The organism is Streptomyces sp. NPDC048417, from assembly GCF_040651615.1.
Taxonomy (GTDB): Bacteria; Actinomycetota; Actinomycetes; order Streptomycetales; family Streptomycetaceae; genus Streptomyces.
Map to the genome: position 1 here is coordinate 32,400 of NZ_JBEZKI010000037.1, position 15,116 is coordinate 47,515.

Genomic DNA, 15,116 nt, shown 5'->3' on the forward strand with positions numbered 1-15,116 from the left:
CCCCTTGACGCTCCTCTCGCAGCACCGGGCCTCCCCAAAGATCCCGGCGCCCTACGCACGGTCGTGGGACGAGACCCACCCCGCGAGCATCTGGACGCCGGTGATCGCCTGCGATGGCGATGGCCGGCCAATCTGCCGGGTCAGTTGGCCGGGATCTCCGCACGCGATCCTCCTTGGTACGAGAACGGTCAACCGACGTACTTCGCCGGCCTGCCGAATCGCGGCTTGGGCAGAGTGGCAGTCCCGCGAAGGAGTGTGGAGGTTCCCCCAGGACCGCGGTACGTCGGTCTGGAGAGTTGCTCGGTAGGTGTCGCCTGATCGAACCCTCTGTCACCTGCCTTCCTGGCGTGCGTGGTTGAGCGCCGGGGGCGACGGCCGACGGCTGTACGCCGCCCGCTAGCATCCCTTCCTATGACGAGGCGGGGGTGGCGACTGGGTGTCGTGGCGGTGCTGGCGGCGGTCTGCGTCTCCGGTCCCGGGCGCCCGGAGGTCATCCGTACGGCGTCGGACCTCGGCCCCCTGCCGGCCGACCGCTACGACTTCACGCCGCAGGACTACCAGCGATCGCAGCAGGCATCGGCGTTGCTGGTCCGGCAGTGCATGGCGGAGCGCGGCCACCGGGACTTCCCGCTCGACCCCCGTTTCCCGAGCGACCCCATCGTCGCCACCGCGGTCAGCTCCGACTACGGCGTCCTGGATCTCGCCACCGCCCACCGCTGGGGCTACGGCTGGGACCCGGCCAAGTCCCTGGCCTTCCGGCCCAAGGGCCGCCGGATGACCAACGCCGAGTATGCGGACTTCCCCGCCTGCAACGCCAACGCGAGCCAGCGGCTGCTGCGCGGCATCGACCTCAAGCGGGACTGGCTCTACGCGAGTACACGTGCGGTCGAGATCAACAAGGCGGTCAAGCGCGATCCGCGCCTCCGCGCGGCTTGGAACGTGTGGTCCCGCTGTGTGGCAGAACAAGGATTCCCGCGCTATCCCGACCCCGTCGCGGCGTACACGGACACCGCCTGGCAACGGAGCAGTGACGGCAACACCCGGCATACGCAGCAGGAGCGGGCCACCGCCGTCGCGGACGTCACCTGCAAGCGCCGCCACCACACGGCCGAGCTCTGGCACGCTGCACGGGCGCGGCAACAGGCCCTGGACATCACACGGCACCGCGCCCGCTACGCCGCCGGGCTGCAGGCCCTGCGGACGTACCGGGCCACCATCGCCGAGGTGCTGCAAAGGCTCGGCTAGCGAGGCACCCACGCATCACTGCGAGTCCCGCGAGAGCCAATGCCGCCCAGCCGACTGACCTTGCGCCCCGCGTAATCCGTGGTCCCGAGAAGTAAGGGGCGCAGCTCGTGTCGGACTCGGACCTGGGTCGAAGCCGTCGTCGATGTGGACCAAGCGGATCTTCTCGGCGGAGAGCCGCAGACCGAGCGGGGCCAGGACCTCGGCGACCTGCTCGCGCAGGGCCTCGGCCCGCTGGGACGGACCGCTGACCAGGACGACGAAGTCGTCCGCGTAGCGGACCAGGCGCCAGTTCCCCGTGCCCGTCTTGCGGCGCTTCTCCCGCTGGTATTTGCCGCTCATCAGGCTGTGCCACTGGGCGTGGAAGTACTCGTCCAGCGCGCTGAGCGCGATGTCGGCCAGCAGCGGGGAGAGGATTCCGCCCTGGGGAGTGAGGTGACCCCTGTGGTGTGGACACTCTGACAATGGATCTTGCAGGTCCGAGGGAAGGTGTCCTGGTGGGACGTAGGTCTCCGTATCCGGTGGAGTTCAGGAACGATGCCGTCGCGTTGTACCGTGCGGCGGGTGGGAAGCGCACGTATGCGGCGGTCGCGGCGGATGTCGGGGTGACCGGCGAGACCCTGCGGAGCTGGGTTCGCCAGGCCGACGAGCACGCGGGCCGTGATCACGGACGTGGTGAGAAGGGCGCGGAAGCCGGGACGAGGAACTGGCCCGGCTGCACGCGGAGAACGGCCGACTGCGCAAGGCGGAGAAGGAACGGGAACTCGAGCGGGAGATCCTGCGCCGGGCAGCCGCCTATTTCGCGAAGGAGATGAAGTGAAGACCCGCCGCTGGGACTTCGTCTCCGCCCACGCAGAGACCTTCGGCGTTCAGCGGACATGCCGGGTCCTTCGGGTCTCGCGCTCGGGCTACTACCGGTGGCTCGCCGGCGCGAAGGCCCGTCGGGAGCGGCAGGACACCGACGACGCCCTGCTCGTGGAGATCCGTGAGATCCATACCGAGCACAAGGGCACCTATGGAGTCCGGCGCATCCATGCCGAGCTGCGCGGCTTCGGGCATACGGTCAACCGCAAGCGCGTCGAGCGTCTGATGCGCATCAACCGGCTCGAGGGCCGCCACTTGCGGCGCCGCAAGCGCACCACGGTCCCCGATCGGCTCGCGCCACCCGCCCCAGACCTCGTCCAACGCGGCTTCCATGCCCGGAAGTTGAATGAGAAGTGGTGCGGCGACATCACATACATGCAGGTCGGCGGGTCGTGGCTGTATCTCGCCTGCGTCCTGGACATCTGTTCACGTCGGGTGATCGGCTGGTCGATGGCCTCGCACGTGCGTACGGAGTTGGTCATCGACGCCCTGAAGATGGCGGTGGCGACCCGCGGTGGCCGCGTGGGAGGGGTGATTTTTCACGCCGACGGCGGCTCGCAGTACACGTCGGCCGCGTTCGCGCAGGTCTGCGAGGGTTTCGGAATCCGCAGGAGCATGGGCCGGGTCGGCTCGAGTTATGACAATGCCCTCGCCGAGTCGTTCTGGCAGGGACTCAAGAGAGACGATGTACAAGAGACTGTTCTCGACGATGCGTCAGGCGAGGCTGGAAATCTTCCAGTGGCTGACGTACTACAACGCCCGCAGGCGCCACAGTGCCCTGAACTACCTCTCGCCAGCCGAGTTCGAACAACAACAGCAGAGAGAACGTAAACTCACACTCGCAGCATGAGCCCCCGTGTCCACGCTCCGGGGGACGCCTCAGGCCGCTCTCATGGATCGCAGGCAGTGAAGTGGGGTCTTGCCTGCGTCGATGCCGGCTCAGATCGCGGCCAGGTGGTGCCGCCGTGCCGTGCGCTGAGGGTGCCTCCCCCGGTTGACCTCGCTGTCGATTCCCTACGGAACGATCATCCGTAATTCCTGATTGGCAGCCGGGTCGTCGTGGGGCGCCGGGCGGCCAAGCGATGGAAGCCTCGAACGGCAGACGTTGGAGGCCACACCCGGCCCCTCTGAGTGGATGGACCATACGAAGGGCTCACCGCGTCCCGCAGGACAACGTAGGGAAGGTTGTTGGGCTCGGGTACATGTCCCCAGGCCGGTCAGCCGAGGTAGTCCGCGCGCCCCTCGTCGTCAAGTTCGAAGGCGTCCTCGGGGATGATGCAGAACTCGTTACCCTCAGGGTCCGCCATCACCAGGAACCCGCCATCGGCGTACTGCTCCAGTCTGCGCCCGCCGAGCCTCTCGACCCGCTTCTGCTCGGCGGCGGGGTTGGGTGAGGAGATGTCGAAGTGCAACCGGTTCTTGCCCGACTTGGGGTCGCTGGTCTGCTGGAAGCCCAGACCGAGGCCGCTCTCTCGCCGCAGCCATACGTAGGGGCCCGTACGGCCCACGACCGGCCTGCCGAGCAACTCGGACCAGAACGCGGCAAGGCGCTCAGGGTCGGTGGCATCGATGATGAGGGCATTGACCTGCATAGGTGTGTCTGCCATGCCCACATCCTCCCAGGAGAGCGCAAGGCCACTCAGCAGCGGGACACTGACCAGGGATGTCCGTTCTCGTCGGGGTTCGCTGACCGAAGGTCTCTCAACTCGGAGTTGTCATCCTGGAGTGAGTGACACGGCGTCGTCTGGCGGAGTGTCACGTGCCATGCATGGTCATCAACGGGGTAGTGGTGGGTCATTCGAGCCTGGCGAGAGTCGGTTTGCTGAGCTGTGGTTCGTCGGCCTCGCTGACACCGGCCCCGAGCTCCTTCCGGAGGAAGCCGTCACCGCCCCCGAGGTCGGCGGGAAGTGCGCGCTGAGCGGCGGCAGCTGTACGACGACCGCTGTCTCGACGTTGCAAGCGAGCTGGACGTTGACCACCCGGTCCGCTCGCCGAGGCCTGGGACTCCGGCGCCTGCCCTGGAACGCCAAGGAACGCAAGGCCTACGCCTCCTAAACCAGTTCCTGGAGCGACCGGGTGCCCGTGCGGGAGCCGTCGGCAGCAGCGCGAAGGGCTGCCACGGCTGGTTCAGGGGTCCCGCGACCGTACGTGCACGTGGCCGGCGAGGGAGGTCGGCAGCGTCTGCTCGAACTCATCGGCCGCCGTTGGACGGGCTCGGTGCTGCACGCCGCCGGCCAGAGTGCCAGGCGCTTCGGCGAATACCGCGCGGTGATCGAGGGGATCTCCGACCGCCTGCTCTCGCAGCGGCTCAAGGAACTGGAGGCGGCGGGCCTCATCGAACGCACGGTGATCCCCAGCACGCCCATGCAGATCCAGTACCGGCTGGCACCGGACGGCGAGACCCTGGTGGCCGCCCTCATACCGCTCGCCCACTGGAGCACGAAGCGCTCCGGCTCCCGGACCACCGACCGGCTGGCCTCCGCGGCCTGCGCGGCCTGCTGATTCAGAGCATCAGCTGGTCGATGGTGAACGGAAGCGACCTCAGACGGCGGCCCGTCGCGTGGTGTACGGCGTTGCCGATGGCAGCGGCGAGGCCGACCAGTCCGACCTCGCCGATGCCCTTGGTGCCGACCTCGGTCGCCCGGTCGGCCCCGCCGCAGAAGATGACCTCCATGTCAGGGATGTCCGCGTTCACCGGCACCAGGTAGTCGCCGAACGTCGCGTTGGCGATGCGTCCCGTCCCGGCGTCGGTGACGGTCTCCTCGAAGATCGCCTGGCTGATGCCTCCGACGGTGCCGCCGACGATCTGGCTGGTGGCGGTCTTCTCGTTGAGAATGCGGCCGCCGTCGATCGCCGACACGACGCGCGCGACGCGCAACAGCCCGAGCTGCGGGTCGATGCGCACCTCGACGAACTTGGCGCCGAAGGCGCCGGCGGTGGCCATGCCGAGCCGCTGGGCGTCGGGCGGTGTGCTGCGGCCGTCCGCACTGAGTTCCTCCAGGCCGTGACGGGCGAGGATGTCAGCATAGGCCTCGCCGGCGCCGGGATCGTCGACGAGGTGCAGGCGGCCGTCGGCCACCTGCACCTCGTCCGGCTCCGCGCCTCGCAGCGGGGAGGCGTCGTCGTCCCGCACCACGTCGAGGAACGCCCCGACGAGGTTGCGGCAAGCCGTGTGAACGGCGTTCGCCAGAGCCCCGGTCAGCCCGGACCCCCCGGCCTGCGGGGCGTAGGGCATGTCGGAGTCGCCGAGGTCGAAGCGGACCTTCCCGATGTCCAGGCCCAGGAGTTCGGCCGCCAGCTGTGTCATGACCGTGTACGTGCCGGTGCCGATGTCCGTGGCGGCGCTGCGCACATAGGCCGATCCGTCGCGGCGCACCGATGCCCGCGCCTGGCAGGGCACCTGGTAGAAGGGGTACGACGCACTCGCCATGCCGTAGCCGACCAGCCACCGGCCGTCGCGCAGCGAGCCGATGCCCGGTGTGCGACGGGACCAGCCGAACCTCTCGGCGCCTTCGGTGTAGCACTCCCGCAGGGAGTTGCTCGACCACGGCAGGCCGAGCACGGGGTGGGTACAGGCGAAGTTGCGCAGGCGCAGTTCGAGCGGGTCGATGCCGAGGGTGTGGGCCAGTTCGTCGATCGCGGATTCCAGGGCGAAGTTCCCCTGCGCCTCCGCGGGCGCGCGCATGGATCCCGGGCACGGGATGTTGAGCCTGGCCTGGCGGTCGCGTGTCACGACGTTGGGGCAGGCGTAGGACACCGCCGAGCACAGGGAGACGGGCTCGTAGTCGTCGTCCTCCATCGCCACCGAGGAGAGTCCGTGGTGCTCGATCGCGACCAGGTCACCGGACGAGGTGGCGCCGATCCTGACGTGCTGGACGCTGTTGGGGCGGTGACCGACCGAGGTGAACATCTGCGGGCGCGTCAGCACCAGTTTGACCGGGTGCTTCACCTCACGTGCCGCCAGGACGGTCAGCACGGTGTGCGACCACACCCGCAGTCCGGCGCCGAAGCCGCCGCCCACGAAGGGCGCGAGGACCCGGATGCCGCTCTCGGGGATGCCGAAGATCCGGGCGATCGAGGTGCGGACGTTGTGGGGCCACTGGGTGGAGTCGTGGATGGTGACGGAGTCGCCGTGCCACGAGGCGATCGTGGTCATGAGCCCGAGCGGGTTGTTGGTGTTGTCCGGGGTGCTGTACTCCCCCTCGACCACCACGTCGGCCCGGTCGAAGCCCGCGGCCACGTCTCCACGCCGGGTGTCCCGCCCCCACGGGTTCTCGACGACCTCCGCCCGGGGGTCCCGTACGTCGAGGAGCGGATCGGCGGGTTCGTACGTCACGCGCACGAGGGAGGCGGCGTACCGGGCCCGCTCCGGGCTGTCCGCGACGACGACGGCGATGTGCTGCCCGTAGTGCAGGATCCGGTCGTCCTGCAGGGGGGCCGGCGGGGACTGCCCGAGCAGTGTCATGGGTCCACGTTCCAGCCGTGGCGCCGTCAGGTGCGTGATGACGGTGATGACGCCCGGGGCCGCCTGTGCGGCGGAGGCGTCGATGCCGCGGATGCGTCCGGCCGCGATCGTGCTGCCCACCAGGGTGGCGTGCACCAGCCCCGGGTAGCTGAAGTCGTTGGGGTAGTGCGCCGTCCCCGTGGTCTTCAGGGGGGCGTCCACCCGGTCGAGGCCAGCTCCGACGGAGGTGGGTGTTGCGAGGCTCGTCATGGGTGGCCTCCCGCGACGGTTTCGAGGGTGCGGACCAGCGTGCGTTTGGCCAGCTCGACCTTGAACGCGGTTCCCGGCAGGGTCCTGGCGCCCTCCAGGGCGGCCTCCGCGGCCGTCCTGAAGTTCTCGCCGTTCACCCGGCAGCCACGCAGCACGCTCTCCGCGCCCCAGGCCCGCCAGGGGATCGTGCCCACACCGCCCAGCGCGATCCGGGCCTCGGTGATCACGTCGCCGTCGAGTCGTACGGCCACGCCCGCGGACGTGAGGGCGAACTCGTAGGAGGCGCGGTCGCGCACCTTCAGATAGTGGGACCGGGTCCCTTCGGGAAGCAGAGGGATCTCGACCTCGGTGATCAGCTCACCGTGCCTCAGCATGTTCTCGACGTCGGGTGTGGTCCCGGGCGGGAGGTAGAACTGGGTCAGCGGGACGGAGCGCGGGCCGTCCTCGCCCTGTATCCGGACGACCGCGTCGAGTGCCACCAGGGGGACGGCGACGTCCGAGGCGTGCAGGGCGATGCAGTGCGCGCTGGTGCCGAGGATCGCGTGCATGCGCTGGGCGCCGGTGATCGCGGCGCACCCCGATCCCGGGTTCCGCTTGTTGCACGCGGCGACCGCCGGATCCCTGAAGTAGCGGCACCGGGCGCGCTGGAGCAGGTTGCCGCCGATGGTGGCCATGTTCCTCAGCTGCGTCGACGCGCCGAGCAGCAGGGCCTCCCGAACGAACGGGAGCCGTTCGTTCAGGGCAGGGTCCGCGGCGAGCTCCTCCATTGTGGTCAGCGCCCCGACGTGCACCGACGTGGCCGTGCGCATGATTCCCCTGAGCGGCAGCCTGGTGATGTCGACCAGGCGCTCGGGGCGCAGGACGCCGTCCTTCATCAGGTCCAGCTGGGTCGTCCCGCCGGCGAGGTACGACGCGTGCCGGTCGCGGGACACGGTCGCGATCGCTTCGTCGGCGGCGGAAGCGCGCACGTACTCAAAGGGATGCATCGTTTCCCTCCGACGCGACCTCGCGGATCGCCGCGCGAATGTTGGGATACGCGCCACAGCGGCAGATGTTGCCGCTCATGAACTCACACACGTCCTCGTCGCTGCGGGCCCGGCCCTCGGCCATCAAGGAGACGGCGGACATGATCTGCCCGGGAGTGCAGTAGCCGCACTGGAAGGCGTCGTGCCGCGCGAACGCCGCTTGCATCGGGTGCGGCTCGTCGTTGTCGGACAGCCCCTCGATGGTGGTGATCTCCTGCCCCTCGTACTGGGCCGCCAGCGCCAGGCAGGCGACGATGCGCTTTCCCTCGACGAGGATGGTGCAGGCGCCGCAGGCACCCTGGTCACAGCCCTTCTTGGCTCCTGTGAGACCGAGGTGGTCGCGCAGTGCGTCGAGGAGTGTCACTCGGGAATCGATCCGCAGGCGACAGACATCGCCGTTGACGTGCAGAGTGACGTCCACATCGGGAATGCCGGAAGCTGCCTGTCCGGGGCGCGCCGTGGTCTCGACGTACTTCATAGCGCCTCAGTTCTTCGAGCCAGCCCAGGGGGAACGCTTCACCGTCCGGAGCGGTATCTGTCCGATGTTAGAACCGGATCGTCTTGTTCGCCTGCCCTGGAGGTGCGGTCCTCTTCCCGAGGGAGAACGCTCCCTGTTCCGGCGGTCCAGCTCGATGCCTCGAAACGCAGACAACCGGGGGATTCCGGGCTGGCGCGAGCACCGTCGTCGTGACGATGGTGGCCGACAGTGAGCAGTTGCTCAGTATCCGGTCTACGGCGACAGCCGAATGGGTACGGCGCCTGGGGAGTCTTCGGTGATCAGCGCCGGGACCCGGATCGTGATGAGCGGTCTGGGGCGAGTACGGGTGACGATGGTTTACCTGGTGATAACTGCGATAGCCCTCGTGTCCGTCGTGGCCGCCGCGGTGATCACGCTGGTGCGCCGCGATCGGCGCCGGATGGCTGCCAGTCCGGAAGCGCAGCGAATCGAAGCGGCGGCTACGAGAAGCTGGACTGCCTGCGCGACCGGTTTTGGTTGCTGCAGTGGCCCCCTCGGCCCGAACCTGGTCGCGGAGTCGGCGACGACCACGGCTCAGGTTGAACGCGTGCAGTCGCGCGACCAGTTCGTCTCAAACAGGGGAAGAGCGGCCCTCCAAGGGCTCGCAGGGGAACCTCTGGTCGCGCCACGGAACGCTGTCGGGCAGGCCGACCGGTAGTGAGCCGGTCGCGACCATGCGCGCGATGGAACCGTCGTACGGAATGCGTCAGCGCCTTGCCGGTCAGCTTCGACGGGCTGCCGGTGCGGCAGGCTCGCCGAGGTGTCCGGCCGCCGTCCTCCATGCGGCCGTCACCGCGCCGTGGGCCTGTGCGGTACACGCTGCCCGGTCACCGGTGAGTGTGATCGGTGCCCCGACGTGGACGTGCAGGGACGGGCGGCGCAGTGGTGCGGTGACCAGCCCTGCGATCTGCCTGCCGGTCCTGCCCGAGGTGATGCGCCGGGCTCCTGCCTGGCCGACGGGTACGACGCGGGCGCCGGTGCGTTCGGCCAGCCGCGCCAGGCCGCTGCGGAAGGCGGCGGGCGCGGCTTCGGCGGCGTCGGTGCGGAGCGGGAGTCTGCCTTCGCCGTAGATGAGGACCATGCGTCCTTCACCCAGGGCGGCTGCGGAGAGGTCGAGGCAGCGAGCAGCACGGCGGTCGTTGCGGTGTACCGGGATGTGCCCTTCGCGGGCGAGCGCGCGACCCAGCAGGGGGATGCGCCACAGGCCCGCGGCCGCCATGACGGCCGGCTCGGCGCCCAGGCGGCGCAGCGCGGCCAGAACGATGGCCGGATCGGCGAGGGAGGTGTGGTTGACGACGATGATGCTGCCGGGCGCGAAGGCGGCACCGGTGTCGGCGGTCACGGTGAGTCGGCCGACGGCCGGCAGCAGGACGTCGGCAAGGCGGCTGAGCATGAGGTCTCCCGGTCTCAATGATGAGATCTTCATCCTTGAGGGCCGGCTGGGGCCGGGGCGTGAGCGCAACTACTCAGCTCCACCGGTGCCCGGTACTCAACCCGGGCGGCATCATTCCGGATGAACTGCGCCTCCGCCCTGGAAGTGGCGCAACCGATGAGGGCGATGTGAATCGGGGCCGCCCCTCGATGCGGCCTCCGAACCGATCGACGGCAAGTGGTCGGCCGGGGAACGGGAAGGGCGGGCATCGTCGCTTGGCAGCGATGGCGACGCCAACGGATCTGAGTCTCATCGGGGTCTCGGCGGTTGCGTTGGGAGGGGAGCCTGCAGGGCGCCACCGCAGAGCACACCAAGGACGCTGCGGCTGCGCTTAGTTCATGACTTGATTTAACTAATGAGTTTCGACGCTCGGCAAGCCCTCTGAAGCTGAAATCTTTCCGGGTCCTCTTCTGCCGGATCCCTTGACACCTTGATGACATGCCCTCAACACTCCTCGGCGGGAGAGCGCTCTCCCGAACGTCTCCCGGCGCCCCCACTTCAGCTCGCCTGACGTCACGTCATGGGGACTCCCGGCGACGACCTCTGACACCCCCACCGTTCAGGAGGAGGTCTCCATGCCACGGAGATCGAAAGGCCTGTCAGCCACGCTGATCACCGGCGCGCTCCTGCTGACCTCGCTCGGCCTCGGCGGCGTCGCCGTCAGCGCCGGGCCGCCCGCACCGCACAGCGCCGCCGCGCAGTCGTTCGCGGCCGCCCACTCCGGTCATGCGATGGCGGCGTCCACGGCCAACTCCCCGGAGGATCCGGACGGCGACGGCTACATCCCCGCGAACCCGCCCGTCACCGGCGTGACGCCGTCCACCCAGGATCCGCCGCACCGCTACTTCCACGAGTTCCAGGCCAACTGCTCGGTCACCCACACCAGGCCGGACGACCCCATCGTCTACCCGCAGCAGCCGGGCAAGTCCCACGACCACACCTTCATGGGCAACACGACGACCGACGCCAACAGCACGACCGCCTCGCTGTCGGCCGGCGGCACCACGTGCAAGGCCCCCGGCGACCTGTCCGGCTACTGGATGCCCACCCTCTACAACGGCGACCAGCAGATCCTGCCCGTCGGCCCGCAGGTCATCTACTACAAGGCCGGCGTCACCGACTACACCAGCGTCCGGCCCTTCCCCAAGGGCCTGCGCTTCGTCGTCGGCAGCCCCATGCAGAGCGCCGACGAGTTCCGGCACCACCCCGGCTTCGTCGAGGGCTGGGAGTGCGGTGACAGCTACTTCAACACCGAGTTCCCGGCGACCTGCCCCGACCGCGCGGACGTCCAACTCAACATCCGCTTCCAGGCGCCCAGTTGCTGGGACGGCAAGTACCTCGACACCCCCGACCACAAGAGCCACATGGCCTACCCCGTGGTCAAGCCCGGCACGAACGACAACATGTGCCCGGCAGACCACCCGGTGGCGCTGCCGATGATCGAGTTCAAGATGGCCTTCCCGGTCAACGGCGACATGTCGAAGGTGCGGCTGTCCAGCGGAACGGGTCACAGCTTCCACTACGACTTCTTCAACGCCTGGGACGCCCCCACGCTCAAGGCCCTGGTCGACCACTGCGTCGTCGGCGGGCTCCAGTGCGACGCGCGCGGCTACGACGAGACCCACCCGGAGGCGGGCGCCGCGCTCGACGAGCACTACCGACTGCCTTGAGGAGTTCACGCATGACCCCACGACCCCGCACCCGCACCCGCACCCGCCGCATCGCGGCACCCCTCACCGCCGGCGTGCTGACCGCCGGATTCCTCGCCGCTCTGCCTGCCGCCGAGGCCCACGCCGCGGGCAGCGTCGTCAAGGTCACCGGGAGCCAGGGCGCCTGGCAGCTGACGGTGGACGGGCAGCCGTACCAGGTCAAGGGCCTGACCTGGGGCCCGAGCGTCGCGGACGCCGACAAGTACCTCCCGGACCTCCAGTCCATGGGCGTCAACACGATCCGCACCTGGGGCACCGACGCCGCCAGCAAGCCGCTGTTCGACTCCGCGGCCGCCCACGGCATCAAGGTCGTCGCGGGCTTCTGGCTGCAGCCGGGCGGCGGTCCCGGCAGCGGCGGCTGCGTCAACTACCTGACCGACACCGCCTACAAGAACCAAGTGCTCGATGAGTTCCCCAAGTGGGTCCAGACCTACAAGGACAACCCCGGCGTGCTCATGTGGGACGTCGGCAACGAGTCGGTCCTCGGGCTGCAGAACTGCTACAGCGGCGACGAACTGGAGAGACAGCGCGACGCCTACACCACCCTCGTCAACGACATCACCAAGAAGATCCACGCCGTCGATCCCAACCACCCGGTCACGTCCACCGACGCCTGGGTCGGCGCCTGGCCCTACTTCAAGAAGAACGCGCCGGACCTCGACCTGTACGCCGTGAACTCCTACAACGCGGTCTGCGACATCAAGTCCGCCTGGCAACAAGGGGGTTACACCAAGCCCTACATCGTCACCGAGACCGGGCCGGCCGGCGAGTGGGAGGTCCCCGACGACGCCAACGGCGTCCCGTCGGAGCCCTCCGACCAGGCCAAGGCCGAGGGCTACACACGGGCCTGGGGCTGCGTCACCGGGCACAAGGGGGTCGCGCTCGGCGCCACGATGTTCCACTACGGCACCGAGTACGACTTCGGCGGCATCTGGTTCAACCTGCTCCCCGCCGGCCAGAAGCGCCTGTCGTACTACGCCGTGAAGAAGGCCTACGGCGGCGACACCAGCCACGACGACACCCCGCCCGTCATCTCCGACCTGACCGTGGAGGGCGGCGCGGGCCAGGTGCAGGCCGGACGTGACCTCGTCCTGGCCGTGAAGGCCTCCGACCCCGACGGCGACCGGATCTCCTACGAGGTCCTCGACAACAGCAACTACATCGACCAGAGCAAGAACCTGGCCTCACTGCCCTCCACCGACCTCGGCGGCGGTCGCCTCAAGATCACCGCGCCCGACCGCCCCGGCGTCTGGAAGGTCTACGTCAAGGCGACGGACGGCCGGGGCAACGTCGGCGTCGAGACCCGCTCGGTCCGCGTCGTCCCGCCGATTCCGTCCGGCAACAATGTGGCACGGGGCAAACCCGCCACCGCCTCGTCCTACCAGGCGAGTTACGGCGACTGCCCGTGCACTGCGGCCAACGCGGTCGACGGCGATCAGGCCACGCGCTGGGCCAGTGACTGGAGCGACCCCCAGTGGCTCCAGGTCGACCTCGGCACCCGCACCACGTTCCGGCACGTCCAGCTGTCCTGGGAGGCCTCGTACGCCAAGGCCTACACCATCCAGACCTCCGACGACGGCCAGAACTGGCAGACCGTACACACCGTGTCCGACGGCGACGGCGGGATCGACGACTTCGACGTCACCGGGACCGGCCGCTACGTCCGCATCAACGGCACGGCGCGGGGTACCGGTTGGGGCTACTCACTGTACGAGTTCGGCGTCTACGCCTGACGGACGGACCTCTCCCGGAGTGCACGCCCCGCTCCGGGAGAGCGCTCTATTTCCGGATTCGCAGGTCCGTTAGGGTGCCTGCATGAGCAGAAGGGCCCCGACTCTGGAGGACGTCGCCCGGGAGGCCGGTGTCTCCCGGGCGACCGTGTCCCGGGTCGTCAACGGCATCCGCAACGTGGATCCCGAGATACAGCAGGTGGTCCGCGGGGCCATCGAGCGGACGGGTTACGCGCCCAACCGGGCCGCCCGTTCCCTGGTGATCCGGCGGGCCGAGACCGTCGCCCTGGTGATGTCCGGCGCCGGGGACACCAGCGACGCCGGCCAGGACGCCTTCGCCGCATCGGTGTTCGCGGACCCCTTCTTCGGACGGGTCGTCAGCGGGATCGTCGGCTTCCTGCGCCCCCGCTCGATGCACCCTGTCCTCATGTTCGCCGAGTCCGCCCAGGCACGGGAGGAGGTGCTGACCTACCTGCGCCAGGGCCGTGCCGACGGCGCCCTCGTGGTCTCCACCCACGCGGACGACCCGCTCCCCGCCCTTCTCGCCGACGCCCGGCTTCCCGCGGTGCTCTTCGCTCGTCCCTCCCGTCCGGTCCCGCTCAGCTACGTGGACCTGGCGCACCGGGACGGCGGGCGCCTCGCCGCGGAGCACCTCCTCGCGCGGGGCTGTCGCCGACCCGCCACGGTCTGCGGCCCCCTGGACGTGGCGGCGAGCCAGGAGCGCCTTGCCGGGTTCCGTGACACACTCGCCCGCCACGGCCACCCCTACGTCCCGGTCGCCGAGGGCGGGTTCACCCTGGACAGCGGTCTCGCGGCCATGTCGCACCTGCTGGCCCGCCACCCCGACACGGACGGCGTTTTCGCCGCCAACGACCTCATGGCGCAGGGCGCCTGCCAGGTGGTACGGGAGCGCGGACGCCGAGTCCCCGAGGACGTCGCGGTCGTCGGCTTCGACGACTCCAGCATCGCCGTGACCTGCCGGCCCCGGCTGACCACGATCCGCCAGCCGGTGGAGGACATGGCGGCGGAGATGGCCCGCCTGCTCGACGAGCACATCCACGCCGGCCGCACCGATGCGACATCGGTCATCTTCGACCCGGAGCTGGTGATCCGCGACTCGGCCTAGCCGTGTTCTTCGGACGGGTCGGCGACGCGGCCGGCTGGAGTCCCGCCCGCCGATGCCGGACACCCGTGATCTACACCTAGCGCGCGGGGGACGTGATGCGGGCCGTCGCCCGGACCGGGCCCCCGTCGGCGCCCGCGAGGCGCATCGGAAACAGGAAGACCTCGACCGGACATCCCTCGGCCTGCGCGTCCGCGACGCGTCCGAGCCCGGTCAGGTTCTCGGCGATCACAGCGCCCGCTCCGCACAGCACCCGGTGCGAGGGCAGATCCGCGGGACCGGTCGGATCGACGCTCAGCGCGTCGATCCCGACGGTGAGACAGTCCGCCGCGACCACGGCCTGCGCCGCCTCGGGCGTGAGCCAGGGATGGGCGAGGTAGTCCTCGGTTCCCCAGTGCCGCGACCACCCGGTGGCCAGCAACAGGATCGAGCCGGGCCGCAGCCGCAGCAGGCCCAGGGCGGAGATGAGCAGGTCGCAAGTGATCGGCGCCCGCGCGGGCAGACCGCGGACATCGGCGACGACCGCCGGCCCCGCGAACCGCTCCAGCGGCAGATCGTCCAGCGTGGGCCACGCCTCGTCCACGTGGTACGGCGCGTCGACATGCGTTCCGGACTGCGACCCCATGTGCAGCCGGAGGACGTTCACCCCGTGCTCGGCGACCCGCAACGCCCTGGAGACCTCCACCTCCGGGTCACCGGGGTAGCCGGGCATCCCGGTGGCCACGGGCACGGACAGGTCGAGCCAGCTCTCCATCAGCGC

The 15,116-nt window shown here is 69.6% G+C and carries 12 protein-coding genes and 1 pseudogene; 6 read left to right on the forward strand and 7 right to left on the reverse strand.

Annotated elements, in window-relative coordinates:
* Window positions 1–411 precede the first annotated feature (411 nt).
* Window positions 412–1,245 carry a hypothetical protein gene (locus tag AB0D59_RS42230; RefSeq protein WP_362576593.1) on the forward strand — a complete coding sequence of 278 codons (834 nt, stop codon included), beginning with the start codon at window positions 412–414 and terminating at the stop codon, window positions 1,243–1,245.
* 15 nt (window positions 1,246–1,260) lie between these two features.
* Here AB0D59_RS42230 and AB0D59_RS42235 read toward each other — a convergent pair whose 3' ends face one another.
* The gene (locus AB0D59_RS42235) at window positions 1,261–1,707 is read right to left on the reverse strand and encodes a reverse transcriptase/maturase family protein (RefSeq protein ID WP_362576594.1); all 447 of its coding nucleotides are present in this window, start codon (window positions 1,705–1,707) and stop codon (window positions 1,261–1,263) included.
* A 32-nt stretch (window positions 1,708–1,739) separates the two neighbouring features.
* Between AB0D59_RS42235 and AB0D59_RS42240 the strand changes: the two are divergent.
* Window positions 1,740–2,956: pseudogene (locus tag AB0D59_RS42240) on the forward strand (IS3 family transposase).
* A gap of 367 nt (window positions 2,957–3,323) precedes the next feature.
* Here the strand turns inward: AB0D59_RS42240 and AB0D59_RS42245 are convergent.
* On the reverse strand, window positions 3,324–3,713 hold the full coding sequence (locus tag AB0D59_RS42245) for a VOC family protein (protein ID WP_362576595.1): 390 nt from the start codon (window positions 3,711–3,713) through the stop codon (window positions 3,324–3,326).
* 547 nt (window positions 3,714–4,260) lie between these two features.
* On the opposite strand from AB0D59_RS42245, the gene AB0D59_RS42250 reads away from it, so the two are divergent.
* Window positions 4,261–4,608 carry a helix-turn-helix domain-containing protein gene (locus AB0D59_RS42250; protein WP_362576596.1) on the forward strand — a complete coding sequence of 116 codons (348 nt, stop codon included), beginning with the start codon at window positions 4,261–4,263 and terminating at the stop codon, window positions 4,606–4,608.
* Window position 4,609: 1 nt separating this feature from the next.
* Here AB0D59_RS42250 and AB0D59_RS42255 read toward each other — a convergent pair whose 3' ends face one another.
* From AB0D59_RS42255 to AB0D59_RS42270, 4 genes are all read right to left on the reverse strand, one after another.
* Entirely contained in the window at window positions 4,610–6,820 is a 2,211-nt protein-coding gene (locus AB0D59_RS42255; protein WP_362576597.1) for a xanthine dehydrogenase family protein molybdopterin-binding subunit, read from the reverse strand.
* Complete coding sequence (locus tag AB0D59_RS42260) at window positions 6,817–7,788, reverse strand: xanthine dehydrogenase family protein subunit M (RefSeq protein WP_362576598.1); 972 nt, start codon at window positions 7,786–7,788, stop codon at window positions 6,817–6,819. The genes AB0D59_RS42255 and AB0D59_RS42260 overlap by 4 nt, the downstream gene beginning before the upstream one ends.
* A 4-nt stretch (window positions 7,789–7,792) precedes the next feature.
* Complete coding sequence (locus AB0D59_RS42265) at window positions 7,793–8,323, reverse strand: (2Fe-2S)-binding protein (protein WP_362576599.1); 531 nt, start codon at window positions 8,321–8,323, stop codon at window positions 7,793–7,795.
* Between the two features lie 760 nt (window positions 8,324–9,083).
* Entirely contained in the window at window positions 9,084–9,755 is a 672-nt protein-coding gene (locus AB0D59_RS42270; protein WP_362576600.1) for a lysophospholipid acyltransferase family protein, read from the reverse strand.
* A gap of 614 nt (window positions 9,756–10,369) precedes the next feature.
* Between AB0D59_RS42270 and AB0D59_RS42275 the strand changes: the two genes are divergently transcribed.
* The 3 genes from AB0D59_RS42275 to AB0D59_RS42285 all read left to right on the forward strand — a co-directional run bounded on the left by AB0D59_RS42275 (window position 10,370) and on the right by AB0D59_RS42285 (window position 14,359).
* Window positions 10,370–11,464 carry a DUF1996 domain-containing protein gene (locus AB0D59_RS42275; protein WP_362576601.1) on the forward strand — a complete coding sequence of 365 codons (1,095 nt, stop codon included), beginning with the start codon at window positions 10,370–10,372 and terminating at the stop codon, window positions 11,462–11,464.
* An 11-nt stretch (window positions 11,465–11,475) separates the two neighbouring features.
* Window positions 11,476–13,236: a discoidin domain-containing protein gene (locus AB0D59_RS42280; protein ID WP_362576602.1), complete on the forward strand. Its 1,761-nt coding sequence runs from the start codon at window positions 11,476–11,478 to the stop codon at window positions 13,234–13,236.
* An 82-nt stretch (window positions 13,237–13,318) separates the two neighbouring features.
* Window positions 13,319–14,359, forward strand: a complete 1,041-nt coding sequence (locus AB0D59_RS42285) for a LacI family DNA-binding transcriptional regulator (RefSeq protein ID WP_362576603.1) — start codon at window positions 13,319–13,321, stop codon at window positions 14,357–14,359.
* Between the two features lie 76 nt (window positions 14,360–14,435).
* On the opposite strand, the gene AB0D59_RS42290 is transcribed toward AB0D59_RS42285, so the two are convergent.
* Window positions 14,436–15,110, reverse strand: coding sequence for a cyclase family protein (locus AB0D59_RS42290; RefSeq protein WP_362576604.1), 675 nt, complete (start codon window positions 15,108–15,110; stop codon window positions 14,436–14,438).
* Window positions 15,111–15,116: the final 6 nt, after the last annotated feature.